The 23,628-nt window shown below is 60.7% G+C and carries 23 protein-coding genes; 7 read left to right on the top strand and 16 right to left on the bottom strand.

Features of this window, described 5'->3' with window-relative positions; all coding sequences use genetic code 11:
- Window positions 1–23: 23 nt before the first annotated feature.
- From pyrC to B9Z52_RS13525, 7 genes are all read right to left on the bottom strand, one after another.
- On the bottom strand, window positions 24–1,061 hold the full coding sequence (gene pyrC / locus B9Z52_RS13555) for a dihydroorotase (RefSeq protein ID WP_108414384.1): 1,038 nt from the start codon (window positions 1,059–1,061) through the stop codon (window positions 24–26).
- 505 nt (window positions 1,062–1,566) lie between these two features.
- Window positions 1,567–2,304, bottom strand: coding sequence for an amino acid ABC transporter ATP-binding protein (locus tag B9Z52_RS13550; protein WP_108414444.1), 738 nt, complete (start codon window positions 2,302–2,304; stop codon window positions 1,567–1,569).
- Between the two features lie 27 nt (window positions 2,305–2,331).
- On the bottom strand, window positions 2,332–3,000 hold the full coding sequence (locus B9Z52_RS13545; protein ID WP_108414383.1) for an amino acid ABC transporter permease: 669 nt from the start codon (window positions 2,998–3,000) through the stop codon (window positions 2,332–2,334).
- A gap of 1 nt (window position 3,001) precedes the next feature.
- Window positions 3,002–3,721: an amino acid ABC transporter permease gene (locus B9Z52_RS13540; protein ID WP_108414382.1), complete on the bottom strand. Its 720-nt coding sequence runs from the start codon at window positions 3,719–3,721 to the stop codon at window positions 3,002–3,004.
- 90 nt (window positions 3,722–3,811) lie between these two features.
- Window positions 3,812–4,705 carry a transporter substrate-binding domain-containing protein gene (locus B9Z52_RS13535; protein ID WP_108414443.1) on the bottom strand — a complete coding sequence of 298 codons (894 nt, stop codon included), beginning with the start codon at window positions 4,703–4,705 and terminating at the stop codon, window positions 3,812–3,814.
- Window positions 4,706–4,876: 171 nt separating this feature from the next.
- Window positions 4,877–5,809 carry a LysR family transcriptional regulator gene (locus B9Z52_RS13530; protein WP_108414381.1) on the bottom strand — a complete coding sequence of 311 codons (933 nt, stop codon included), beginning with the start codon at window positions 5,807–5,809 and terminating at the stop codon, window positions 4,877–4,879.
- Window positions 5,810–5,926: 117 nt separating this feature from the next.
- Entirely contained in the window at window positions 5,927–7,729 is a 1,803-nt protein-coding gene (locus tag B9Z52_RS13525) for an ABC transporter ATP-binding protein/permease (protein ID WP_108414380.1), read from the bottom strand.
- 39 nt (window positions 7,730–7,768) lie between these two features.
- On the opposite strand from B9Z52_RS13525, the gene B9Z52_RS13520 reads away from it, so the two are divergent.
- A complete protein-coding gene (locus tag B9Z52_RS13520) occupies window positions 7,769–8,173 on the top strand; it encodes an acyl-CoA thioesterase (RefSeq protein WP_108414379.1) in 405 nt (134 codons plus the stop codon).
- Here the strand turns inward: B9Z52_RS13520 and B9Z52_RS13515 are convergent, their stop codons facing one another.
- The 9 genes from B9Z52_RS13515 to B9Z52_RS13475 form a co-directional block, all read right to left on the bottom strand.
- Window positions 8,174–8,656, bottom strand: coding sequence for a thioesterase family protein (locus B9Z52_RS13515; protein ID WP_108414378.1), 483 nt, complete (start codon window positions 8,654–8,656; stop codon window positions 8,174–8,176). It abuts the gene before it with no gap.
- A 104-nt stretch (window positions 8,657–8,760) separates the two neighbouring features.
- Window positions 8,761–9,525: an enoyl-CoA hydratase gene (locus B9Z52_RS13510; protein ID WP_108414377.1), complete on the bottom strand. Its 765-nt coding sequence runs from the start codon at window positions 9,523–9,525 to the stop codon at window positions 8,761–8,763.
- A gap of 64 nt (window positions 9,526–9,589) precedes the next feature.
- Entirely contained in the window at window positions 9,590–10,030 is a 441-nt protein-coding gene (locus B9Z52_RS13505) for a DUF2147 domain-containing protein (protein WP_108414376.1), read from the bottom strand.
- Window positions 10,031–10,053: 23 nt separating this feature from the next.
- A complete protein-coding gene (locus B9Z52_RS13500; RefSeq protein WP_108414375.1) occupies window positions 10,054–11,865 on the bottom strand; it encodes an acyl-CoA dehydrogenase C-terminal domain-containing protein in 1,812 nt (603 codons plus the stop codon).
- A 25-nt stretch (window positions 11,866–11,890) separates the two neighbouring features.
- Window positions 11,891–12,601 carry a TetR/AcrR family transcriptional regulator gene (locus B9Z52_RS13495; RefSeq protein WP_199222101.1) on the bottom strand — a complete coding sequence of 237 codons (711 nt, stop codon included), beginning with the start codon at window positions 12,599–12,601 and terminating at the stop codon, window positions 11,891–11,893.
- Window positions 12,602–12,781: 180 nt separating this feature from the next.
- Window positions 12,782–13,645: a fumarylacetoacetate hydrolase family protein gene (locus B9Z52_RS13490; protein ID WP_108414373.1), complete on the bottom strand. Its 864-nt coding sequence runs from the start codon at window positions 13,643–13,645 to the stop codon at window positions 12,782–12,784.
- 24 nt (window positions 13,646–13,669) lie between these two features.
- The gene (locus B9Z52_RS13485; protein WP_108414372.1) at window positions 13,670–14,428 is read right to left on the bottom strand and encodes an SDR family NAD(P)-dependent oxidoreductase; all 759 of its coding nucleotides are present in this window, start codon (window positions 14,426–14,428) and stop codon (window positions 13,670–13,672) included.
- An 18-nt stretch (window positions 14,429–14,446) separates the two neighbouring features.
- Entirely contained in the window at window positions 14,447–15,196 is a 750-nt protein-coding gene (locus tag B9Z52_RS13480; RefSeq protein ID WP_108414371.1) for an SDR family oxidoreductase, read from the bottom strand.
- On the bottom strand, window positions 15,193–16,308 hold the full coding sequence (locus B9Z52_RS13475) for a mandelate racemase/muconate lactonizing enzyme family protein (protein ID WP_108414370.1): 1,116 nt from the start codon (window positions 16,306–16,308) through the stop codon (window positions 15,193–15,195). Before B9Z52_RS13475 ends, B9Z52_RS13480 begins: the two co-directional genes overlap by 4 nt.
- Window positions 16,309–16,491: 183 nt before the next feature.
- Here B9Z52_RS13475 and B9Z52_RS13470 point away from each other — a divergent pair, with 183 nt between their 5' ends.
- The 6 genes from B9Z52_RS13470 to B9Z52_RS13445 all read left to right on the top strand — a co-directional run bounded on the left by B9Z52_RS13470 (window position 16,492) and on the right by B9Z52_RS13445 (window position 23,366).
- Window positions 16,492–17,214 (top strand): FadR/GntR family transcriptional regulator, encoded by a 723-nt coding sequence (locus B9Z52_RS13470; protein ID WP_108414369.1) that lies wholly within the window; start codon window positions 16,492–16,494, stop codon window positions 17,212–17,214.
- 53 nt (window positions 17,215–17,267) lie between these two features.
- Window positions 17,268–18,257, top strand: a complete 990-nt coding sequence (locus B9Z52_RS13465; protein ID WP_108414368.1) for a sialic acid TRAP transporter substrate-binding protein SiaP — start codon at window positions 17,268–17,270, stop codon at window positions 18,255–18,257.
- A gap of 67 nt (window positions 18,258–18,324) precedes the next feature.
- The gene (locus tag B9Z52_RS13460) at window positions 18,325–18,900 is read left to right on the top strand and encodes a TRAP transporter small permease (protein WP_108414367.1); all 576 of its coding nucleotides are present in this window, start codon (window positions 18,325–18,327) and stop codon (window positions 18,898–18,900) included.
- Between the two features lie 25 nt (window positions 18,901–18,925).
- Window positions 18,926–20,320: a TRAP transporter large permease gene (locus tag B9Z52_RS13455; RefSeq protein WP_108414366.1), complete on the top strand. Its 1,395-nt coding sequence runs from the start codon at window positions 18,926–18,928 to the stop codon at window positions 20,318–20,320.
- Between the two features lie 9 nt (window positions 20,321–20,329).
- Window positions 20,330–21,856 carry a UxaA family hydrolase gene (locus B9Z52_RS13450; RefSeq protein ID WP_108414365.1) on the top strand — a complete coding sequence of 509 codons (1,527 nt, stop codon included), beginning with the start codon at window positions 20,330–20,332 and terminating at the stop codon, window positions 21,854–21,856.
- A gap of 454 nt (window positions 21,857–22,310) precedes the next feature.
- A complete protein-coding gene (locus B9Z52_RS13445; RefSeq protein WP_108414364.1) occupies window positions 22,311–23,366 on the top strand; it encodes a malate/lactate/ureidoglycolate dehydrogenase in 1,056 nt (351 codons plus the stop codon).
- Window positions 23,367–23,628 lie beyond the last annotated feature (262 nt).

The following is a 23,628-nucleotide window of genomic DNA, read 5'->3' as shown; positions in this document are numbered from 1 at the left end:
CCGGTGGCCGGGGCGGTTCGGGCTCAGGCGCTCACCAGTCGCCACGGCAAGCTCTCGCCCGAGCGCAGGGGTTTGAGTTCGGCTTCGCCAAAGGCAAAACTTTCAGCAGGCGTCCAGCTTTCGCGGCGCAGTGTGATGGTGCCGCTGTTGCGAGGCAAGCCATAAAAGTCGGCGCCATGGAAGCTGGCGAAGGCTTCGAGTTGGTTCAATGCGCCAGCCTGGTCAAAGGCTTCGGCATACATCTCCATTGCGGCGTGCGCGGTGTAGCAGCCCGCGCAGCCGGTCGCGTGCTCCTTGAGGTGCGCCGGATGCGGCGCGCTGTCGGTGCCCAGGAAGAACCGGGCATTGCCGCTGGTGGCCGCCTTGACCAGCGCCTGGCGATGGGTCTCGCGCTTGAGCACGGGCAAGCAGTAGTAATGGGGACGGATGCCGCCGGTGAAGATGGCGTTGCGGTTGTACAGCAGGTGGTGCGCCGTGATGGTCGCGCCCAAGTGGGCATCGCCGCCTGCCACGTACTGCGCAGCTTCCAGGGTGGTGATGTGCTCCATCACGATTTTCAGACCTGGAAAGTCGCGGCGCAGCGGGATCAGTTGCTGCTCGATGAACACCGCTTCGCGGTCGAACAGGTCGATGTCTTGCGAGGTGACTTCGCCGTGCACCAGCAGCAGCACGCCTTCGCGCTGCATGGCTTCGAGCACGGGGTAGACCTTGCGCAGGTCCGTCACACCCGCATCGCTGTTGGTGGTGGCACCAGCCGGATAGAGTTTGCAAGCCACCACGCCAGCGGCCTTGGCGCGGGCGATTTCTGCCGGGGCCAGGTTGTCCGTCAGGTACAGGGTCATCAAGGGCTCAAAGCTCATGCCTTGGGGCACGGCTGCCTGGATGCGCGCCTTGTAGGCCAGCGCCTGCTCGGCCGTGGTCACGGGCGGCTTGAGGTTGGGCATGATGATCGCGCGGCCAAACTGCGCAGCGGTGTGCGGCACCACGGTGGACAGGGCGGCCCCGTCACGCACATGCAAGTGCCAGTCGTCAGGGCGGGTGATGGTGATTTCTTGGGTCATGGGGCGTATTGTCTCAAACCTGTGGGTTCGAGTTTTCAGTCTTTGGTGCCAGAGGTGGGGTCACGGGCCGGGGCTCATAACTCGCTTCGCTCGCCAAATCGCCCCAACCCCTCACCCCACCTCTGGTGCATCCGCTCGTGGTGAACCGACAGAAGGTGCCCTGTCAAACTCGCTGAAAACGCCCAAGAAACTGAAGGGGGTGAATGGACGGGGTGAGCGAAGCAATGCCCTGCAGTAGCTTCACGCCGTGATGAGTCGGCGAGTAGCGCAGGGCTGAACGGATCAGGGGCGACGCGTGTTTGAGCGAAGCGAGTTTGCGGCGCACCCCGTTCAGACCGAGCAACGCAGCGTGCCCGGAGCGCCAGCGGAGGGACGGCGAATTCGGCTCGCCTTTCTTTGCTTACTTTCTTTGGCGAAGCAAAGAAAGTGAGTGCGCCGCCGGGCGCAATCCCGGCCAACGCACTTCAAAAAAAACAAATCAATCGGGATCCAACCCCCAATTAAATCAATGCTGCAAGATCTTGTTCAAGAAATCCTTGGTCCGTGGCTGGCGGTTCTCAGGATGGTTGAAGAACTCGTCCTTGGAGCAGTCTTCCAGAATCCGCCCGCCCACATCGATGAAGATCACGCGGTTGGCCACTTTGCGGGCAAAGCCCATCTCGTGGGTGACCACCATCATGGTCATGCCTTCGTGGGCCAGCTGCACCATCACGTCCAGCACTTCGCCGACCATCTCAGGGTCAAGCGCCGAAGTTGGCTCGTCAAACAGCATCACCATTGGGTCCATCGACAAGGCGCGGGCAATCGCCACGCGCTGCTGCTGACCGCCCGAGAGCTGGCCAGGGAACTTGTCCTTGTGCGCCAACAGGCCCACGCGGTCCAGCATCTTCAGGCCCCGCGCCTTGGCATCGTCCAGGTTGCGGCCCAGCACTTTGACCTGGGCAATCGTCAGGTTTTCGGTGACCGACAGGTGCGGGAACAACTCGAAGCTCTGGAACACCATGCCCACGCGCGAGCGCAGTTTGGGCAGGTCGGTGCTCGGGTCGTGCAAGGGCACGCCATCGACCGTGATCTCGCCTTTCTGGAAAGGCTCCAACGCGTTCACAGTTTTGATCAGGGTGGACTTGCCCGAGCCCGAGGGGCCGCAGACCACCACCACATCGCCTTTGTTGATGCTCACCGAACAGTCGTTGAGCACCTGCACCGGGCCGTACCACTTGGACACATTTTTGATTTCAATCATTTTCATTTCCCCAATTCAGCACGCGCCTCAGCGCACGATGGCAATCTTGGCCTGCAAGCGTTTGACGCTCCAGGACAGTGCAAAACAAATCACAAAATAAACGACGGCAGCCAGGATGTAGGCCTCTTCGGAACGGCCATAAATCTTGCCAGCGTTGGTGAAGCCCTTGAGCAGGTCATAGGCGCCAATCGCATAGACCAGCGAGGTGTCCTGAAACAAGATGATGGTCTGCGTCAGCAGCACCGGCAGCATGTTGCGAAAGGCCTGCGGCAAGATCACGAGGCGCATGTTCTGGCCATAGGTCATGCCCAGGGCTTGACCGGCAAACACCTGCCCGCGCGGGATCGACTGGATGCCCGCGCGCATGATCTCGCTGAAGTACGCCGCTTCAAACGCCACGAAGGTGATGATGGCCGACCACTCGGCGCCGATGGGGCGTCCGATGACAAAAGGCATCAGCAGATAGAACCACAGGATCACCATGACCAGGGGCACCGAACGCATGCCGTTGACATAGAAAGTAGCCGGTATCGTCAACAGCTTGGAGCCTGACAGGCGCATCAAGGCCAGCAAAGTACCAAAGATCACGCCGCCAATCGTGGCGGTGATGGTCAGTTGCACACTGAACAGCAGACCGCCCAAGACGAACTTGCGCAGGACTTCCAGGTCGAAGTAAGAAAAATCAAGTCCCAACATCTCAATGCCCTCCCGTTCCGCCAGACACAATGAAACCGGGCACGCGCATTTTCTTTTCGATCAGCGCGAACACACGGTTCACCGCAAAGGCCGACACGGCATACAGGGCCGTCACCGCCAGGTACACCTCGATGCCGCGTGAGGTTTCTTCCTGCGCCTGCATGGCGAACATGGTCAGCTCAGCGATCGAGACCGCAAACGCCACCGACGAGTTCTTCAGCAGGTTCATCGACTCGCTGGTCAGCGGCGGCAAGATGATGCGAAACGCCATGGGCAAGATCACGTAGCGGTAAGACTGCGCGGTGGTGAAACCCATGGCCATGGCGGCATAGCGCTGGCCTTTGGGCAGGGCCTGAATGCCCGCACGGAACTGCTCGGCAATGCGCGCCGATGTGAAAAAGCCGAGGCCAAACACCACCAGCAAAAAGCCGGGCACTTGCTGGAAAGCCGGGAACATTTTGGGCACCACAAAGTACCACAGGAAAATTTGCACCAAGAGTGGAATGTTGCGAAACAACTCCACCCAGGCGTTGGCCAAGGCAGACACCACAGGCCGCCCAGGCAAGGTGCGCAGCGTGCCCACGACGGCGCCCACCACCATCGCCACCAGCCAAGAACTGCCCGCCACCGCCAGCGTCCAGCGCCAAGCTTCCAGCATCCATTCCAGATAGGTGCGGCCACTGCCGTCATCGGTCAAAAAGACCTGCCAATCCCATGTCATGTTTTAACTCCCACAAAGCACAAAGTATTTGCCCAAAAAGAAACCCCGCCCAAGTCATCCCCGGCGGGGTTTTCTCAGCGCCTGGAAGGATTACTTCTTGGCGTAGTCTTCAGCAGGCTTGTCGTTGGGGTTGGCCCATGCCGCTTTGGTGCTGTCGCTCAAAGCCAGACCGATCTTGACGTTCTTGGGCGGAATGGCTTGCAGGAACCACTTGTCCCACAACTTGGCCATGTCGCCGCTCTTGACCAGATCACGGACGGTGTCATCGGCCAGTTTCTTGAATGCGGGGTCGTCTTTGCGGATCATGATCGCGATGGGCTCCACCGACAACACTTCGCCCACGATCTTGAAATCGGCGGGGTTCTTGGCGTTGGCGATGTTGCCAGCCAAGATGGAGCCGTCCATCACGAACGCATCGGCGCGGCCCGAGTCGAGCAGCAAGAAGCTGTCGGCGTGGTCCTTGCCAAAGACTTCCTTGAAGTCGATGCCGTTGGCACGCTCATGCTTGCGCAGCAATTGCACAGAAGTGGTGCCTGTGGTGGTGGCCACGTTCTTGTCTTTGAGCTGGGCGATCGAGGTGATGCCCGAATTGGCCTTCACGGCGATGCGCACTTCTTCCACATAAGTGGTGTTGACGAAAGCCACATCCCGTTGACGAGCCACGTTGTTGGTGGTCGAGCCGCACTCGATGTCCACGGTGCCGTTTTGCACCAAAGGAATGCGGTTTTGCGAAGTCACGGACTGGAACTTGACGTCCAGTTTCTTGCCCACGGTTTTTTCAACGTTACCAATGATGCGTTGACAGATTTCGTAATGGAAACCAGCGTACTTGCCGTCGCCCAGGGTGTAGGACAGCGCGCCCGAAGAGTCGCGCACGCCCATGGTGATGGTGCCAGAGGCCTTGACTTTGCCCAAGGTGTCTTCGGCTTGTGCGCCGACGCAGGCCAGTGCAGCCACCGCCACGGCGATCCATTGTTTTTTCATTGCGTTCTCCAGATATTCGCCAAAGCGAGGGGTTAAACCATGCACCATCATGACACGCACGGGGTTTAAATTTCGGATCAACCTGCACAAATTGTGCCTGCCAACGAACTGCACACTATAGTCAGCCCCATGTCAGGCTTGCATCAGGGACTACCCCATGTTCAAACAACATCAAGCCTGCACAGCCGCCTGCTTCAAGTAAGACCACAGATCCTGCGCAGAGCGCTTGGGGTTTTGCCGCACCCCCAACTTTTCGCGGTAGGCCCTCACCGCCATCGTCAAAGACAGCGATGTGCCACCGGGCAACAGCGCCTCGCTCAAGACACCGCTTTGCAACTCTTTCTTGACCGCGCTTTGTGGCAAAAATGCGATGCCATGGCCTTCGAGCGCCATGACCTTCAGGCCTTCGGCCATGTCGGTTTCATACACGCGGTCTAGGTGAATGGGCGTGCCAGCCTGCTTCAAGATCCAGTCGGTCACCCCGCCCAAATAAGCGCCCGGTGCATACCCCAGATACGGCAGTGGTCGGTTGGCCGTGCCGGGCAAATGCCACACCGGCTGGCCGTCCGAGCCGACCTTCACATAAGGCGCAATCACCTCTTGGCCAAGCACCACCATCTCGTAGCGCTCGGCATCGATCTGTAACGGCTGAGAGGGGTGGTGGTAAGCGATCAGCAAATCGCAACCACCTTCCATCAAGCGCATGGCCGCGTCGTGCACGTTCAGGGCAATCACCCGGCTTTTGATCGGGCCAAAGCCCTCGCGCAGGCTGGCCACCCAGGCCGGGAAAAACGTGAAGGCCAAGGTGTGGGGCAAGGCAAACCCGATGAAATCCTGCCCAGCGGCATCGTGACCACGCAGCATGGCGCGGGTGTTTTGCAAGGACTGGAGCATCTCCAGCGCTTGCGCATACAAAGTGTCGCCAGCCGGGGTGAGCTTGGTGGGGTAAGAGCTGCGGTCCACCAGGTCCACGCCGGCCCAAGCTTCGAGCGACTGGATGCGCCGCGAGAACGCCGGTTGCGTCACGTGCCGCAACTGCGCCGAGCGGCTGAAACTGCGGGTCTCAGCCAGGCTCACAAAGTCTTCCAGCCATTTCGTTTCCATGCTGCAATTATGGGGCCCTGAGACTCGCCTTGTAGCTCGGAGCTTCAGCTCCGACACTCATCTGCCATGGCAAGTGGTTCTTGTCAGGGCTGAAGCCACCGACCTCCTACCGATTGCTTAATCGGCAGATTGCTGCAGCGCCCACATGCTGGCGTAACGCCCTTGCAAGGCCAGCAAGGCGGTGTGGTTGCCGCGCTCGATGATGCGCCCGGCCTCCATCACCAAGATCTCGTGGGCATCGACCACGGTGGACAGGCGGTGCGCAATCACCAGCGTGGTTTTGTTCTGCGCCACGCTGGACAGCTCGGCCTGGATGGCGCGCTCATTGGCCGAGTCCAGCGCCGAGGTGGCTTCGTCAAACACCAAGATCGGCGGGTCTTTGAGCAAGGTGCGGGCGATCGCCACACGCTGCTTCTCGCCGCCCGACAATTTCAGGCCGCGCTCGCCCACCGGCGTCTGGTAGCCCTTGGGGGTCGACGCGATGAAGTCGTGGATGCGCGCTGCGCGGGCGGCGTCTTCGATCTCGGCTTGGCTTGCCCCTGGGCGGCCATAAGCGATGTTGTAGGCCACCGAGTCGTTGAAGAGCACCGTATCCTGCGGCACGATGCCCAAGGCGCGGCGCACACTGGCCTGGGTCACGGCGCGGATGTCTTGGCCCGCCATGCGGATGGTGCCTTGCTGCACGTCATAAAAACGGAACATCAAGCGCGCCAGCGTGGACTTGCCCGAGCCCGAGGGCCCAACCACCGCCACCGTCTTGCCGGCCGGGATCTCGAAGCTGATGCCTTTCAAGATCGGACGGTCGGCCTCGTAGGCGAACGACACATGGTCAAACACCACCGAGGGCGCACCCTGCAAAGCCAGCGGCTTCGCGTTTGGTGCGTCGGCCACTTCGCGTTCACGGTCCATCAAGGTGAACATTTTGTCCAAATCGGTCAGGCTTTGTTTGATCTCACGGTACAGCACGCCCAAGAAGTTGAGCGGGATGTACAGCTGGATCATGAAGGCGTTGATCATGACCAGGTCACCCAATGTCATGCGGCCATCGACCACGCCTTGCGTGGCGCGCCAGAGCATGCCCACCAGCGCGGTGGCGATGATGAGCTGTTGGCCCGTGTTGAGCAGGCTGAGCGAGGTTTGCGCCTTCAGGCGCGAGCGGCGCAGGCGCTCCAGGCTCTCGTCGTAGCGCTGCGCCTCAAATGCTTCGTTGCCAAAGTATTTGACGGTCTCGTAGTTGAGCAGCGAGTCGACCGCCTTGGTGTGCGCCGCTGAGTCGAACTCGTTGGCCTGACGTCGAAACTGCGTGCGCCACTCGGTGATGCGCACCGTGAAGAAAATGTAGAACGCCAATGCCCCGAGGGTGATCCAGGCGAACATCGCATCGAACTTGACCGCCAGAATCGACAGCACCAAGCCCACCTCGATCAATGTGGGCACGATGGAGTAAAGCGAATAAGAAATCAGCGACTCGATGCCGCGCACGCCGCGCTCGATGTCGCGCGTCATGCCGCCCGTCTGGCGCGCCAGATGAAAGCGCAAGCTGAGCGCGTGCAGATGCTCAAAGGTTTGCAGCGCAATGGCGCGGGCCGCGCCCTGCGTGGCCTTGGCGAACACCAACTCGCGCAGCTCGGTGAAAGCCGATGTGGACAAACGCAAAGCGCCATAGGTCAGCAGCAAACCCACCGGCACCACCAAGACCGCCCGGGCATCGCCCGGCTGCAGGTTCATGGTGTCGATCAACTGCTTGAGCAAGAGGGGCACGCTGACATTGGCCAGTTTGGCCCCCACCATGAACAGCAAGGCGAAACCCACCCGCCATTTGTATTGCCAGAGGTAAGGAAAAAGACGCGACAGCGTGTGCCAGTCGCCGCTGCGGGCGCCGGGGGTCGGTTGGGGTGAGGCTTCGCCGTGGTGGCGCATGAGGGACAATCCTGTGAAAACTACCGCCCGATTGTGCCCATGTCCGAAAACATCCGCCCCAGTGTTGATTTGCCCACCGACCAAGAATTGGTGCTCAAGGTCATCCCCATGCCCGCCGACTGCAATGCCAACGGTGACATTTTTGGCGGCTGGGTCATGGCCCAGGTGGACTTGGCCGGTTCGGTCTTGCCAGCCAGGCAAGTGCGTGGGCGCATGGCCACGGTGGCGGTGAACGAGTTCATCTTCAAACAACCCGTGCGGGTCGGCGACATCCTCTCGTTCTTTGCCAGGATCGTGAAAGTGGGCCGCACCTCGGTCACCGTGAAGGTCGAAGTGTTTGCCGAGCGCTTTCGCTCGCAAGGCGATTTCATCAAAGTGACCGAAGCCTCGCTGACCTATGTGGCCATCGACGAAAGCGGCAAGCCCAGGCCGATTGTTGCCTGATCAGGAAACGATGTAAGCGGCAGCGCCAGCAGACATCAAGGTGCCGTCGGGTCCACGGAACTCCATGCGCGACGTGCCCACGCGCGAGCCCACGCGCAGCGCCTCGGCATGGATGGTGAAAAACTCGCCGATGCCCGGTCGCAGGTAGTCGATGCGCAAATCGATCGTGCCCAGCTTGGCAAAGCGCTCGAGGCGCTTGGCCGGGGCTTCGTCCATGTGCTTGGCCGCCAGGGCCGCCATGACAGCGGCGCTGCCAATGGCGTCCAGCGCCGCACTGATGACGCCGCCATGGATGCGGTTGTAGGCAAAGTGCCCCACCAGCTCGGGGCGCATGTCGATGCGGGCTTCAACACCCTCGGGCGTCACACTCACCAGTCTGAGTCCGATCGTTTGGTTGAAAACGATTTTCTCTTCGTAAATCTGGCGAAAGCCCTCGATGTATTCGGGCTCAAGGATGACGGGAGTGGGGGTGCGGTCGGACATCGGATGATTCTATCGATGGGCGGGCAAGTGCCGACGGTGTGCATGGCCAGGTCGGTGGCTTCAGCCCCGACAAGTGTGCATCAACCTTCAGCGATGTACAGGCATCACAACTTGGAAAAATCAGGCTTGCGCTTTTCCATGAAGGCACCAAACGCCTCTTTGGCAGCGGGCTCGCGCAGCATGCGACCAAAGCTTTGGCCCTCTTCGTCCATCTTGGCCAGCACTTCCTGCTGGTAGCCGCCTTTCATCAAGCGCTTGGTCTCGATCAAAGAGGACAAAGGCTTACCAGCCAACTTGCGGGCCTGTGCTTGAGCGTAGCCGTTCACTTCGGTCGGTGGCACCACACGGTTGACCAGGCCGACTTCTTGCGCGGCCTCGGCAAAAAAGGGATCGCCCATCAACAAGGCTTCGGCAGCGCGGTGGTAACCGAACATGCGCGGCGCCAGCAGGCTCGACGCCGCTTCGGGGCACAGACCCAGGTTCACGAAAGGCATCGAAAACGCCGCGTTGTCACCGGCATAAACCAGGTCGCAATGGAACAGCATGGTGGTGCCGATGCCCACGGCAGGCCCAGCCACAGCGGCCAGCAGCGGTTTTTCAAACGTGGCGATACCGCGCAAGAAGCGGAACACTGGCGACTCTTGGGTGCTGGGGGGCTGGTTCAGAAAGTCACCAATGTCGTTGCCCGCACTGAAGATGCTTTCATGGCCCTGGAACAGCACCACGCGCACAGACGCGTCGGCTGCGGCTTGCGCCACAGCATCGGCCATGGCCGCATACATGGTGGAGGTGATGGAGTTCTTTTTGTCCAGACGGTTGAAGGTGATGGTCATCACCCCTGCGTCGATGTGGGTCAGGATGTCAGACATGGTGGCCTCGTCTCAAAAATGAAAAGGCCGCCCCAATGGGCGGCGGATGTGAAGGGAAACAGGATCAGGGTGCCTTGACCCACAACTGGTTGCGCCAGAAGGGGCCCAGAAAACCGCGCACTTGCAGTTTCGCGCCACCCTCGACAGGCGTCAGTCGCACGCGGTACAGCTTGCCCTCTTCCGGGTCGAGGATCTCGCCGCCTTCCCAGTACTCGTTGCCCGCCGACTTCTTCACACCGCGGATGATCTCCATGCCGAGGATGGTCTGGTCCTTGCGGTCGTCCGCGCATTTGTCGCACTTGGCCGCAGGGTCTGCGCCTTTGCGCAGGATCTGGCTGACCTTGCCACGCAAGACGCCCCCCGCGTCTTCGATGGTGACGACGCTCTTGGTCTCTCCGGTTTTGTCGTCAATGGTGTGCCAACGGCCCACTGGGCTGTTGGCCTGAGCGGCCAAAGCCAGAAAGCCGATGCTGGCCAGCGCCATCGTGCGCAAAATGTTTTTCATGGTTCAACTCCTGAAGTGCTCAATCATGCCAACGCGGCTTCGGTGTCCATCAATGCCTCGCTGCCCGCACGGATGCGGCGCATCAAGGTCGAAGTCTCGGGCATCATGCGCGAGAAATAAAAGCGTGCTGTTTGAAGCTTGGCTTGGTAGAAGGGATCGGGCCGCTGTGCGGCCTCTTCGGCTTCGGCCAGTTTGGCCAGCGCCACCTGGGCTGAGCGGGCCCAGAAGTAACCCATCACCAAGTGCCCTACCACGCGCAGGTAATCCACAGCGGCTGCCCCCACCTCGTCGGCATTGCTCATGGCTTTCATGCCGACTTCGCCGGTCAGCTGGGTCAGCTTGCCGCCCAGATCGGCCAGGGGCTTGATGAACTCACCCATGGCTTCGTTGGCCATCTCGGCCTTGACCAATTGCTCTACCAGTTTGCCGAACTTCTTGAGTGTGGAGCCCTGGTTGCCCAGCACCTTGCGACCCAACAGATCGAGCGACTGGATGGCGTTGGTGCCTTCATAGATCATGTTGATGCGCGCATCGCGCACGAACTGCTCCATGCCCCACTCTTTGATGTAGCCGTGGCCACCAAACACCTGTTGGCATTCGGTGGTGGATTGCCAGGCGTTGTCGGTGGTGAAGGCTTTGACGATGGGCGTGAGCAAAGCCACCATCTCGGCCGCCTCGGCGCGCACCGCTTCATCAGGGTGGTTGATCTCTTTGTCCAGCAGCAAAGCGCAAAAGCAAGCCAGCGCACGGCCACCTTCGGCATAGGCCTTGGCCGTCATCAAGGCGCGACGCACTTCGGGGTGCACGATGATCGGGTCGGCCGGTTTGCCGGGTGCCTTGACGCCGGTGAGCGAGCGCATCTGCACGCGGTCTTTGGCATAGGCCAGCGCGTTTTGATAGGCCACTTCGGTCAAACCCAGCGACTGGTTGCCCACGCCCAAACGGGCGGCGTTCATCATCACGAACATCGCGGCCAGGCCCTTGTTGGGCTGGCCCACCAGGGTACCCACGGCCTCGTCGAGCACCATCTGGCATGTGGCGTTGCCGTGGATGCCCATCTTGTGTTCGAGACCGCCGCAGTAAATGCCATTGCGCTCGCCGATGCCGCCGTCGGCCGACACATTGAACTTGGGCACCAAGAAAAGGCTGATGCCTTTGCTGCCGGGGGGCGCATCGGGCAAACGGGCCAACACCAAGTGCACGATGTTGGCGGCCAGGTCGTGCTCACCCGCGCTGATGAAAATCTTTTGACCGGTGATGCGGTACGTGCCATCGGCCTGGGGTTCGGCCTTGCTGCGCAAAAGACCCAGGTCGGTGCCGCAATGCGGCTCGGTCAGGCACATGGTGCCGGTCCACTCACCACTGGTCAGCTTGGGCAGGTACAGCGCTTTTTGCTCAGCCGTGCCGTGTGCATGCAAGGCTTCGTATGCGCCGTGCGACAGACCGGGGTACATGGTCCAAGCCTGGTTGGCCGAGTTGAGCATTTCGTAAAAACACTGGTTCACCACAAAAGGCAAGCCTTGGCCGCCGAACTGAGAATCGCAGCTGAGCGATGGCCAGCCACCAGCAACGTACTGCGCATAGGCCGCCTTGAAGCCATCGGGCGCGGTCACGTCGTGTGTGTCGCGGTTGAGCTGACAGCCCTGGGTGTCACCCGAGATGTTGAGCGGGAAGATCACCTCAGCGGCGAACTTGCCGCCTTCTTCGAGCACCGCATTGATGGTGTCGGCATCGGTGTCGGCGTGCTTGGGCAATGCCTTGAGCTCGGCGCTGACGTTGAACAATTCATGCAAGACAAATTGCATGTCGCGAAGGGGGGGGTTGTAGACGGGCATGTGGAGCTCCTAGAGAAATTGAAAATCAGTCGGCCGTTTTGCGACGGGCTTTGGCAGCGGTCTGCGCAGGCGCAGAAGCAGGCGCCACCGCGTATCGGGACAGGATGTGAGAAAACCCCTGACGTGCACGCTCGGTGGCAGCGGGGTTTCGCAAAAAGCGTGCTTCGTAATGCAAGGCCAAAATCAAACCATGGATCTCGAAGGCGATCTGGTGCGCATCGGCTTGGCGGCTCAACTGGCCTTCTTCTTGGGCCAGCTCCACAGCGCGGCGCAAGGCGGTTTGCCAGGTGGCCACCGACGAGGCCAGGGCATCCCGCACCGGCCCCGTGCGGTCGTCAAACTCCACCGCACCGCTGATGTAAATACAGCCCGAATCGATCTCGGCCGAGGTTTGCACCATCCAGTTGTCAAACAAGGCCTGCAGGCGCGGCACGCCCCGGGGCTTTTGCATGGCCGCATAAAACACCTCGGCTTCGAACCGGTCGTGGTATTCACGGATGACGGAAATTTGCAGTTCTTCGCGCGAGCCAAAGTGGGCAAACACACCCGACTTGCTCATGCCGGTGACTTCGGCCAAGGCGCCAATCGACAGGCCTTCGAGACCGATTTGCGACGCCAGACCCAAAGCGGCATCGATGATCACGGCCTTGGTCTGCTGGCCTTTGATCAGCACGCGGCGCCCCGTCTCGGGCGCGGGCAGACTCTGAACTTTGGAAGTGGGTTTGCGATCGGTCATGGCCATTTAAAATAGAACGGTCGTTCTATTTTGCACCAAAACCAAGAATGATCAAAAGTACCCTTCACGCATCAGGATAAATCGGCAGCAACAAAGCGTCGGGGCTGAAGCCGCCGACCTACAAGACCCCTGTAGGCCGGCGGCTTCAGCCCCGACATGGCTTCTTTCGATGGTTTGGGTTCAGGCCTTGAACGCCACGACCTTCTGGGTTTGCTCGCCCAAGCCTTCAATGCCCAAACGCATCACGTCGCCGCGCTTGAGGAACACCGGTGCGGGCTTGCCGTCGACCTTGACGCCCATGCCCACACCTGGAGGGGTGCCGGTGGTGATGATGTCGCCCGGCTCCAGCGTCATGAACTGGCTGACATAGCTCACCAATTTGGCCACGCCAAAGATCATGGTCTTGGTGTTGCCGGTCTGGTAACGCACGCCGTTCACATCGAGCCACATGCCCAGGGCTTGTGGGTTGGGCACTTCGTCGCGCGTGACCAGCCATGGGCCCACGGGGCCGAAGGTGTCGCACCCTTTGCCCTTGTCCCAGCTGCCGCCCAGCTCCAGCTGGTATTCGCGCTCGCTCACGTCGTTGACCACGCAGTAACCGGCCACATGGTTCAGGGCGTCTTTTTGCGTGACATAGCGTGCGCGTGTACCGATCACGATGCCCAACTCGACTTCCCAGTCGGACTTTTTGGAGCCTTTGGGCAGCATGACGTCATCGTCCGCGCCTTGAATGCACGAAATCGCCTTGGTGAACACGATGGGCTCTTTGGGGATCGGCATGCCCGATTCGGCCGCGTGGTCGGCGTAGTTCAGGCCAATGGCGATGAACTTGCTGGTCGACGAGATGGGTGTGCCAAAACGTTTTTTGCCGCGCACCAAAGGCAGCTTGTCGGTCTTGACCTTGGCCAACTTGGCCAGCGCCTTGTCGTTCAGCAGATCAGGCGTGATGTCTTTGACCACGCTGCTCAGGTCGCGCAAGCGGCCATCGGCGTCAATCAGACCGGGTTTTTCTTTGCCGGGTTGGCCATAGCGAACGAGTTTCATAAAACCTCTCTGTGTGTAAAAAAATCAATAAGTCGAACGGCCACCGGACAGGTCAAAGACCGCGCCGGTGGAGAAGGAACATTCTTCGGTGCTCAGCCAGGTCACCATGGCGGCGACTTCTTCAGGCTCGCCAAAGCGGGCCATCGGGATTTTAGAGAGCATGAACTGGATGTGCTCGGGCGTCATTTGATCAAAGATCGCCGTCTTCACAGCCGCCGGGGTGACACAGTTCACGCGCACACCGGTGTCGGCCAGCTCTTTGCCCAGCGATTTTGTCAGACCAATCACCGCCGCCTTGCTCGCACTGTAAGCGCTGGCGTTGGGGTTGCCGTCCTTGCCCGCCACCGAAGCGATGTTGACGATGCGCCCGTAGTTGCGCGCTTTCATGTGGGCACTCAGTTCACGGCAGCAGTGGAACAGACCGTGCACGTTCACATCGAACACCTGCTTCCAGGCATCGACTGGGTAATCCCACACTTTGACGTTGGGACCGGTGATGCCCGCGCTGTTGACCAGCACATCGACACCGGCCAAAGCCGTGGTTTGCGCCGTGGCTTGCACCACCGAAGCGTGGTCGGCCACATCGACCTGCACCGTGTTCACCACAGCACCGGCCACTTGTTCCCGCAACGCATCTGCGGCAGCGCTCATGCCCGCCACATCACGGTCCCAGATGGTCACGCGTGCGCCAGAAGCCAGCATGCGCTGCGCAATGGCAAAACCCAAACCGGTGGCTGCACCGGTGATGACCGCATGGCGGCCTTTCATGTCCAGCATATTCATGTCGGTCTTTCTGAAAAGTTAAATGGTCATGCCGCCATCGACCATGTAGGCATTGCCGGTGGCAAAAATCGACTCGTCCGATGCCAGGAAGGTCACGATGGGCGCAATCTCGTGCGCCTGGGCCAGCCGCCCCATGGGCTGGCGGTTGATGAAGTCCTTGCGCGCCTGCACGGGGTCGGCATAGCTGTTGATGCGGTCCTGCAACGATGGCGTGTCCACCGTGCCGGGGCAAATGCAGTTGCAACGGATGCCCTGGCGCACATAGTCAGCCGCCACGCTCTTGGTCAGGCCAATCACGGCCGCCTTGCTGGTGCCGTAAATGAAGCGGTTGGGCAAGCCCTTGACGCTGGAGCACACGCTGGCCATGTTGATGATGCTGCCGCCACGGCCATCTTTTTCGAACTGCGCGACCATTTTGGGAATAGCCGCCTGGATCATCCAGAACTGCGAGCGCACGTTCAGATTGAAGGCGAATTCCCAATCCTCGTCGGTGGCCAACTCGATGTTGCCGTTGTGCACAAAGCCCGCGCAATTGAAGATGATGTCGATGCGCGGCAAGCTGGCCACCTGCGCGGCGATGGCCGACTTGTCGAGCACGTTCAGCACGGCGGTGTGCACGTTGGCCACACCCTGATACGACTTGAGCAGCTCGGCGTTCACATCCGTGGCGTACACGGTCGCGCCTTCGGCCGCCATGGCCAATGCGGCCGCTTGGCCAATGCCTTGACCGGCAGCGGTGACCAGTGCGATTTTTCCTTTGAGTCTCATGATGCTTGGATCTCCATGTGGGTCGTTTGACATTGTTCAATAGCCGCCCAGTCCCAGGCGATGCCCAGGCCAGGCGTTTCGGGGGGCAGGGCATAACCGTCCTGCACCTGCATGCGCGATGTGGTGATGTCGTCAAGCTGCGGTATGTATTCCACCCAGGTGGCGTTGGGCACGGCCGCGCACAGGCTCACATGCAACTCCATCAAGAAGTGCGGGCACACCGCCACGTCAAAGGTTTCGGCCAAGTGCGCGGTTTTGATCCACGGCGTGATGCCACCGATGCGCGCCACATCGGGCTGCACGATCGAGCACGCGCCCTGCTCCAGGTATTCGCGAAACTGCATCGGGTGGTACATCGACTCGCCCACCGCCACGGGGATGGGGGTGTGCTCGCGCAACTGGCGGTGGCCCGACACGTCTTCGGCGGGCAGGGGCTCTTCGATCCAGGCCAGCCCCAGCCCATCAAAAGCCCGTGCACGGCGCACGACTTCTGCGCGGTTGAAGCCTTGGTTGGCGTCGGTCATCAGATCAAAGCCTGGCCCCACCGCATCGCGCACGGCGCTCAGGCGCGCCACGTCTTCGCTCACATGGGGCCTGCCGATCTTGATCTTGGCACCTTTGAAGCCTTGGGCTTGTGCCTCCAGCGTTTGGTCCACCAAGGCCTGTGGCGACAAGTGGAGCCAGCCACCTTCGGTGGTGTACAGCGGCACACGCGCCTGCGCCCCGCCCAGCAAGCGCCACAGCGGCAGGCCTTGGCTTTGTGCACGCCAGTCCCACAAGGCGGTGTCCACACAGGCGAGCGCCAAGCTGGTCATGGCCCCCACTGCTGTGGCGTGGGTGTGAAAAAACAAGTCCTTCCAAATCGCCTCGACCATGACCGGCTCAAGCCCCATCAGGCGCGGTGCCAAGTGGTCCTTGAGCAAGAAGATGACCGACGAGCCGCCGGTGCCAATCGTGTAGGCATAGCCCGTGGCTTCGATGCCATCGCTGCAGTGCAGCGTGAGCAAAATGGTTTCTTGCGTCACAAAGGACTGGATGGCATCGGTGCGCAAGACCTTGGGCGGCAAGTTCACCTGCCGAAGGCTCACGCGGTCAATGGTGGCTTTAGGCATGCGTGAATCGATCCATGAACGTGGTGCCGATCAGGCCGCAGGCAGTGCCTGCGTCGCCAAGGCAACAGCAGCCATGCGGGTTTGTGCGGAGCCGAAATGGCTTGACCGGTCAAATCTGAACATGTGATGATTGTGCAACTGGTCTGACCAATTCTCCAATTCACGTTATCCCTGATCCCTCGCATGCCCACCCCAAGCATTGAACCCCAGCGCCTTTACCGCCAGATTGCCGAGCAACTTCGGCAACTGATGGCCTCAGGCGAATTCGCGGTGGGTTCTCGTTTGCCGGCCGAGCGCGACCTGGCCACGCAACTGGGCGTGAGCCGACCTTCGGTGCGCGAAGCGCTGATCGCGCTCGAAGTCGAAGGCATGATCGAAGTGCGCACCGGCTCGGGCATTTACGTGCAAAGCACCACACGCCCCAAACGTTCCGTCAGCAGCCGAGCAACAGACACACCGGCCCAATGGGGGCCTCTCGAAGTGATGAGCGCACGCATCCTCGTAGAGTCCGAGGTGGCCGCGCTGGCCGCCAACAACGCCCAGAAAAAAGACTTGCAAGCCATCCGCGCAGCTCTTCAAAAAATGGCTCTCGAAGCCGCCCAAGATGAAGTGCCTCGTTGGGGCGATGAGGCTTTTCACGAAGCCATCGCCAAGGCCTGCGGCAACAGCGTTTTGCTGGACACCGTGCAACGCTTTTGGCTCGCCCGCAACGGTCCTTTGTTCGAGCGGCTGAGCGATTACTTTGAACACCCCGAGTCATGGCAAGCCGCCATCGCCGAACACCAGGCCGTGTTGCACGCGATTGAAGCGCACGACGCCACGGCAGCCCGCAAAGCCATGCAAAAGCACCTGAAACAAGCCCACAAAAGATACAGCGCGAGCTGGCGCCGCGCTCCCGCCCGATAGGGGTATGCAGTTTTCGCGTCAGCATTTTTTCCAACACCATTGAGGAGACAAAAATGAGTAAACGATTCACCCTGAAAACCCTGGCCGCATTGGGCGCAGTCGCTATGGGCACGCTGCTGATGAGCGCAGGTGCACAGGCCCAGCAAAAACTCAAATGGGCCCACGCTTACGAGACGTCCGAGCCGTACCACACCGACTCGGTCTGGGCTGCCGAAGAAATCAAAAAACGCAGCAACGGCAAATTCGACATCCAGGTCTTTCCCGCCTCGACTTTGGGCAAGGAAACCGACATCAACCAAGGCCTGACCTTGGGCACGGTGGACATCATCATCAGCGGCCCCTCCTTTGCGGCCCGCACCTACCCGCGCTTTGGCATCGCTTATTACCCCTTCATCTTCCGTGACGGCGACCACCTGATCGCTTACTCCAAGAGCCCGGTATTCCAGGAAATGGTCAATGAGTTCCGCGCCAAGACCGGCATCCAGGTGACGGCTTACACCTACTATGGCGCTCGCCACACCACAGCGCAAAAGCCCATTCCGAACTGCGCCGCCATGAAGGGGCTGAAAATCCGTGTGCCCGACGTGCCCGCCTACCGCGCCACACCTGAAGCCTGCGGTGCCAACCCCACACCGATTGCTTTTGCCGAGGTCTATCTGGCCTTGCAAAACGGCACCGTGGAGGCTCAGGAAAACCCACTGACCACCATCGAAGCCAAGAAGTTTTACGAGGTGCAAAAAGCCATCATGCTCACCGGCCACATCGTCGATGGCCTGACGACCCAGGTGGCACCACACCTGTGGAACAAGCTCAGCGATGCCGAAAAGAAGATGTTCACTGACGTGATGCAAGAAGCCGCTGTTCGCTCTACCGCACAAATCAAAAAGCGTGAGGCCGAGTTGGTGGCCGAATTCAAGAAAAAAGGCCTGCAAGTGGTCGAAGTCGACCGCAAGAGCTTTGTCGATGCGGTCATGAAGAACAAGCCCCTGGAGTCGATGGGCTTCACTCGGGCTGACTACGACAAGATCCAGGCTGCCAAATAAAACCGCGGCTTCAAGCCAGTCGGGCCCCGGTCTGGCTGGCTTTTTTCTCTGAATTCAAGGACACAAGATGAGCGACCTTCCCGATCTGGATGCCATGCCCAAAGTCATGGGCGACGATGGCCAGTTCCATGCCACCGATGACGCAGTCGACCTGTCTGGCACCCCCATCGAAGCTTGGGTGGCTTTGGCTTTCTTCTGGATGCTGGGCATCACGGTCTTCTACCAATTTTTCACACGCTACGTGCTCAACAACTCGGCTTCATGGACCGAAGAGATTGCCCGTTACATGCTGATCGCCACCGTCTTCACCGGCGCCACGATCGGGGTGGCCAAGAACAACCACATCCAAGTCGATTTCTTTTACCGCTTCATGCCCGCCTGGCTGTCGCGCGCCATGGCCACACTGGTCGATGCGATGCGCGTGGCCTTCTTTGCCGCCGCCACGTTCCTGACGGGCCAAATGATGGAAAAGCTGGGCAGCTACAAGATGACCATCATCGATTTGCCCATGAACTTGGTGTACGGCGTCGTCATGGCGGGCTTTGCCGCCATGACACTGCGTGCCATGTGGGTGGCCCGTGTGCACTGGCAGCGCGGCTACACCGTGCTGGAACGTCCCGAGTCCGACATCACCGACCGCTGAACACACGCCCTCTGAAAGTTATTCCATGCTGAAAATTCTTTTCCTCATCCTCATGAGTGGCGGTATTCCGGTGGCCATCGCCATGGCGGGCGCCTCTTTGTTGTACCTGTTCTTTGTTGAAAGCTCGCCGCCTTTTGTGGTCATCCACCGCATGGTCTCAGGCATCGACAGCTTTCCGCTCTTGGCCGTGCCGTTTTTCATTCTGGCGGGTAACCTGATGAACAACGCGGGCATCACCAACCGCATCTACAACTACGCGCTGGCCTTGGTGGGCTGGCTCAAAGGGGGCCTCGGCCACGTCAACGTGGTCGGCTCGGTCGTGTTCGCTGGCATGAGTGGCACGGCGATTGCCGACGCGGCAGGCCTGGGCACCATCGAGATCAAGGCCATGAAAGACCACGGCTACAGCACCGAGTTTGCGGTGGGCGTCACGGCGGCTTCGGCCACACTTGGCCCCATCATCCCGCCCAGCTTGCCCTTCGTGATTTACGGCATGATGGCCAACGTGTCGGTGGGAGCCTTGTTCTTGGCGGGCATCTTGCCTGGCATCCTGATGGCGCTGCTGATGATGCTCACCGTGGCCTTCTTCGCGCACAAAAACGGCTGGGGTGCCGACGTCAAATTCGACTGGGGCAAAGTCATCAAGGCGCTGGCCGAAACCGGCGTGGTTGTGGCTTGGCCCTTGTCCATCTGGTGGTTGGTCACCGCCATGGGCACGCCACCGCAAATCACCGTTTTTGCCGCCTTACTGGTGCTGTTCGCGGCGGACAAATTTTTCAACTTTCAAGCCGTGCTGCCCATCATGACGCCCGTGCTGCTGATCGGCGGCATGACCACCGGCGTGTTCACCCCCACAGAAGGCGCGATTGCCGCTTGCGTATGGGCGATTGCACTGGGCTTCTTCTGGTACCGAACGCTCAACTTCAAGATGTTCGTGAAGATCTGCTTGGACACGGTGGAGACCACCGCCACGGTTCTGTTCATCGTGGCGGCCGCCAGCATTTTTGGCTGGATGCTCACCGCCACAGGCGTGACCTCGGCCATCAGCGAATGGGTTTTGGGCTTCACGCAAACGCCTTGGGTCTTCCTGTTACTGGCCAACGCCTTGATGCTGTTTGTCGGCTGCTTCTTGGAGCCCACCGCGGCCATCACCATCCTCGTGCCGATCCTGGTGCCGATTTGCCAGAAGCTGGGCATTGACTTGGTGCACTTCGGTCTGGTCATGGTGCTCAACCTGATGATCGGCCTGTTGCACCCGCCCATGGGCATGGTGCTGTTTGTGCTGGCCCGTGTGGCCCGCCTGAGCGTGGAAGCCACCACACGCGCCATCTTGCCTTGGCTGTTCCCATTGTTGGGCAGCTTGATCGTCATCACCTACGTGCCCAGCTTGGTGCTGTGGTTGCCCAAGCAGTTTTATTGAGGCTTTGCCATGAGTTCTTTCATTCGCCTGCATCCCTCCGATGACGTGGTCATCGCCCGCGCTCAACTCATGAGCGGCACAACGGTGGACAGCGTGGCCGTGCGCGGCCTGATCCCGCCGGGCCACAAAGTGGCGACCCGCGCCATCTCTGCCGGTGAACCGGTGCGCCGCTACAACCAGATCATTGGCTTCGCCTCACAGGCCATTGCACCGGGTGAACATGTGCACACGCACAACCTGAACATGGGCGCTGAAAAAGGCAACTTCGAGCGCGACTACGCCATCGGTCAAGACGTCAAACCCGAGCCCATGCGCAAGCAAGCCAACTTCATGGGCTACAAACGCAGCGATGGTCGCGTGGCCACACGCAACTACATCGGTGTGCTCTCCAGCGTGAACTGTTCGGCCACTGCGGCACGCGCCATTGCCGACCATTTCTCCAAACGCAACAACCCCTCGGCACTCGCCAACTTTCCGAATGTGGACGGCGTGGTCGCCTTGACCCACGGCACCGGCTGCGGCATGGACACCGAAGGGCTGGGCATCCAGCTGCTGGAGCGCACGCTGGCCGGTTACGCCACACACGCCAACTTCTGGGGCGTGGTGGTGGTGGGCCTGGGCTGCGAAGCCAACCAGCTCAACACCTGGCTCGCACACAGCAGTCTGCGCGAGGGCGACACGCTCAAGGTCTTCAACATCCAGGACACGGGCGGCACGCGCCTCACGGTGGAAAAAGGCATTGCCCTGATCGAAGAAATGCTGCCCCGCGCCAACGCCATCACCCGCGAGCCTTGCAGCGCCGAGCACATCACCGTAGGCCTGCAGTGCGGCGGCTCGGACGGCTATTCGGGCATCAGCGCCAACCCGGCGCTGGGCGCAGCGGTGGACCTGTTGGTGCAGCACGGCGGCACCGCCATCCTGAGCGAAACACCCGAAATTTATGGTGCAGAGCATTTGCTCACGCGCCGTGCCGTGAAACCTGAAGTGGCACACAAACTCATCGAGCGCATCCGCTGGTGGGAAAACTACACCGCCATCAACGGCGGCGAGATGAACAACAACCCCTCGCCCGGCAACAAGGCGGGTGGCCTGACCACCATCCTTGAAAAGTCTCTGGGTGCCGTGGCCAAGGGTGGCACCAGCAACCTGCAAGCGGTGTACGAATACGCCGAGCCCGTCACCGCCAAAGGCTTTGTGTACATGGACACGCCCGGCTACGACCCGGTCAGCGCCACAGGCCAGGTGGCGGGCGGCGCCAACCTGATTTGCTTCACCACCGGACGCGGCAGCGCTTATGGCTGCGCACCCTCGCCCAGTCTGAAGTTTTCGACCAACACCGCGCTTTGGAAAAAGCAAGAAGAAGACATGGACCTGAACTGCGGCGAAATCGTGGACGGCGGCGTGAGCATCGCCGACATGGGTCAGCGCATCTTCGAGATGATCCTGGCCGCCGCCTCGGGTGAACCCACCAAGAGCGAGCGCCACGGCTACGGGCAAAACGAGTTTGTGCCCTGGCAAGTGGGCGCGGTGATGTGAATCCATTGGCCTGCCTCATGGTCCACCCCCCATCGCGCACGGGGTGCGCTCCTACAAAGACCCACACCCTCCCTGTAGGAGCCCACCCCGTGGGCGATGGGCGTGACAGACGCCTCAAAAAAACATCGCGCACAGGGTGCGCTCCTACAAAGACCCACACCCTCCGTGTAGGAGCCCACCCTGTGGGCGATGGGCGTGGCACACGCCCCAAAAAAACATCGCGCACAGGGTGCGCTCCCACAAAAACCAACACCCTCCGTGTAGGAGCCAACCCCGTGGGCGATGGGCGTGGCACACGCCTCAAAAAAACATCGCGCACAGGGTGCGCTCCTACAAAGACCCACACCCTCCATGTAGGAGCCCACCCCGTGGGCGATGGGCGTGGCACACGCCCCAAAAACGATCGCGCACAGCGGTACACCGCTACAACCTCATCGTCTTGAAAGCCCCCCTCATGAGCCAACTCATCCCAGCCACCGATCTGCGCCAGCACATCACCCGCATCATCGCCATGACCGGCAGCACCCCCGCCGAAGCCGCGCAGGTGGCCGACAACTTGGTCATGGCCAACCTGAGCGGACACGACTCGCACGGCGTGGGCATGGTGCCGCGCTATGTCGATGCCGTGCTCGAAGGGGGCCTGAGTCCCAACACGGGCGTCAAGGTCTTGCTGGACACCGGCCCGCTGCTCAACCTCGACGGCCAGCGCGGCTACGGCCAAATCACCGGCGTGCAAGCCATGCAAATGGGCATTGAACGCGCCAAGCAGCACGGCGTGTGCACCGTGGCCCTGAGCCGCTCTCACCACCTGGGCCGCATCGGCCACTTTGCCGAAATGGCCGTGGCGCAAGGCCTGGTCTCGGTGCATTTTGTGAACGTGCTCTCGCGCCCCGTGGTGGCGCCCTTTGGCGGTGGCGATGGCCGCTTTGGCACCAACCCCTGCTGCATCGGCGTGCCCATGGGCAGCCGCGCGCCCTTTGTGCTGGACTTTGCCACCAGCCGTGTGGCGCAAGGCAAGATGCGCGTGGCGCACAACAAAGGCGAACAGGTCCCAGCCGGTTATTTGATCGACGAACACGGCCACCCCACCACCGACCCCGGCGTGGTGGTGGTGCCGCAGTCCAACGGTTTGTTTGGCGCACTCATGACCTTTGGTGACCACAAAGGCTTTGGCATGGCCATGGCCTGCGAACTGCTGGGCGGTGCGCTGACCGGCGGCGGTACTTGGCACCGCGAAGCGGATGAAAAACGCGCCGTGCTCAACAGCATGCTCACGATGCTGATCGACCCGGTGCGCTTGGGCACACAAGCCATGTTCGAACAAGAAGCCCTGGCCTTTGCCGACTGGCTGCGCCAAAGCCCCGATGCCCCCGGCAGCGATGGCGTCAAATTCGCCGGCGAGCCCGAACGCACTGCACGCGCCGAGCGCGAGCAACACGGCATCTGGATTGACGACGCGACTTGGGCAGAGATTGAGGCGTCCGAGAAAAAACTGCAGACCAGATCATGATGCGGGGACAGCCTGAACACGGTGTAGGAGCCCACCCCGTGGGCAACTCCAGGCTTTCCGGTCCATCCAGTCATGGCGTGTTCCACGCCCATCGCGCACAGGGTGCGCTCCTACAGAAAACCAACCTCTACCGAGCCGGAGACCACACCGTGGGCGAATGGGGCGCTTGCGGCCCCATGACCAGGGTGTGTTCCACACCCATCGCGCACAGGGTGCGCTCCTACAAAGAAATGCCCTCTGCTTCAACCCACACCTTTTGACA

It is taken from the genome of Limnohabitans sp. Jir72, from assembly GCF_003063575.1.
Classification (GTDB): domain Bacteria; phylum Pseudomonadota; class Gammaproteobacteria; order Burkholderiales; family Burkholderiaceae_C; genus Limnohabitans_A.
This window is presented reverse-complemented; position numbering and strand designations above follow the sequence as displayed.

Excerpts from the sequence above, each read along its gene's own strand:
- pyrC (WP_108414384.1), bottom strand. The coding sequence starts at position 1,061 with ATGACCCAAGAAATCACCATCACCCGCCCTGACGACTGGCACTTGCAT.
- B9Z52_RS13550 (WP_108414444.1), bottom strand. The coding sequence starts at position 2,304 with ATGATTGAAATCAAAAATGTGTCCAAGTGGTACGGCCCGGTGCAGGTG.
- B9Z52_RS13545 (WP_108414383.1), bottom strand. The coding sequence starts at position 3,000 with ATGTTGGGACTTGATTTTTCTTACTTCGACCTGGAAGTCCTGCGCAAG.
- B9Z52_RS13540 (WP_108414382.1), bottom strand. The coding sequence starts at position 3,721 with ATGACATGGGATTGGCAGGTCTTTTTGACCGATGACGGCAGTGGCCGC.
- B9Z52_RS13535 (WP_108414443.1), bottom strand. The coding sequence starts at position 4,705 with ATGAAAAAACAATGGATCGCCGTGGCGGTGGCTGCACTGGCCTGCGTC.
- B9Z52_RS13530 (WP_108414381.1), bottom strand. The coding sequence starts at position 5,809 with ATGGAAACGAAATGGCTGGAAGACTTTGTGAGCCTGGCTGAGACCCGC.
- B9Z52_RS13525 (WP_108414380.1), bottom strand. The coding sequence starts at position 7,729 with ATGCGCCACCACGGCGAAGCCTCACCCCAACCGACCCCCGGCGCCCGC.
- B9Z52_RS13520 (WP_108414379.1), top strand. The coding sequence starts at position 7,769 with ATGTCCGAAAACATCCGCCCCAGTGTTGATTTGCCCACCGACCAAGAA.
- B9Z52_RS13515 (WP_108414378.1), bottom strand. The coding sequence starts at position 8,656 with ATGTCCGACCGCACCCCCACTCCCGTCATCCTTGAGCCCGAATACATC.
- B9Z52_RS13510 (WP_108414377.1), bottom strand. The coding sequence starts at position 9,525 with ATGTCTGACATCCTGACCCACATCGACGCAGGGGTGATGACCATCACC.
- B9Z52_RS13505 (WP_108414376.1), bottom strand. The coding sequence starts at position 10,030 with ATGAAAAACATTTTGCGCACGATGGCGCTGGCCAGCATCGGCTTTCTG.
- B9Z52_RS13500 (WP_108414375.1), bottom strand. The coding sequence starts at position 11,865 with ATGCCCGTCTACAACCCCCCCCTTCGCGACATGCAATTTGTCTTGCAT.
- B9Z52_RS13495 (WP_199222101.1), bottom strand. The coding sequence starts at position 12,601 with ATGACCGATCGCAAACCCACTTCCAAAGTTCAGAGTCTGCCCGCGCCC.
- B9Z52_RS13490 (WP_108414373.1), bottom strand. The coding sequence starts at position 13,645 with ATGAAACTCGTTCGCTATGGCCAACCCGGCAAAGAAAAACCCGGTCTG.
- B9Z52_RS13485 (WP_108414372.1), bottom strand. The coding sequence starts at position 14,428 with ATGAATATGCTGGACATGAAAGGCCGCCATGCGGTCATCACCGGTGCA.
- B9Z52_RS13480 (WP_108414371.1), bottom strand. The coding sequence starts at position 15,196 with ATGAGACTCAAAGGAAAAATCGCACTGGTCACCGCTGCCGGTCAAGGC.
- B9Z52_RS13475 (WP_108414370.1), bottom strand. The coding sequence starts at position 16,308 with ATGCCTAAAGCCACCATTGACCGCGTGAGCCTTCGGCAGGTGAACTTG.
- B9Z52_RS13470 (WP_108414369.1), top strand. The coding sequence starts at position 16,492 with ATGCCCACCCCAAGCATTGAACCCCAGCGCCTTTACCGCCAGATTGCC.
- B9Z52_RS13465 (WP_108414368.1), top strand. The coding sequence starts at position 17,268 with ATGAGTAAACGATTCACCCTGAAAACCCTGGCCGCATTGGGCGCAGTC.
- B9Z52_RS13460 (WP_108414367.1), top strand. The coding sequence starts at position 18,325 with ATGAGCGACCTTCCCGATCTGGATGCCATGCCCAAAGTCATGGGCGAC.
- B9Z52_RS13455 (WP_108414366.1), top strand. The coding sequence starts at position 18,926 with ATGCTGAAAATTCTTTTCCTCATCCTCATGAGTGGCGGTATTCCGGTG.
- B9Z52_RS13450 (WP_108414365.1), top strand. The coding sequence starts at position 20,330 with ATGAGTTCTTTCATTCGCCTGCATCCCTCCGATGACGTGGTCATCGCC.
- B9Z52_RS13445 (WP_108414364.1), top strand. The coding sequence starts at position 22,311 with ATGAGCCAACTCATCCCAGCCACCGATCTGCGCCAGCACATCACCCGC.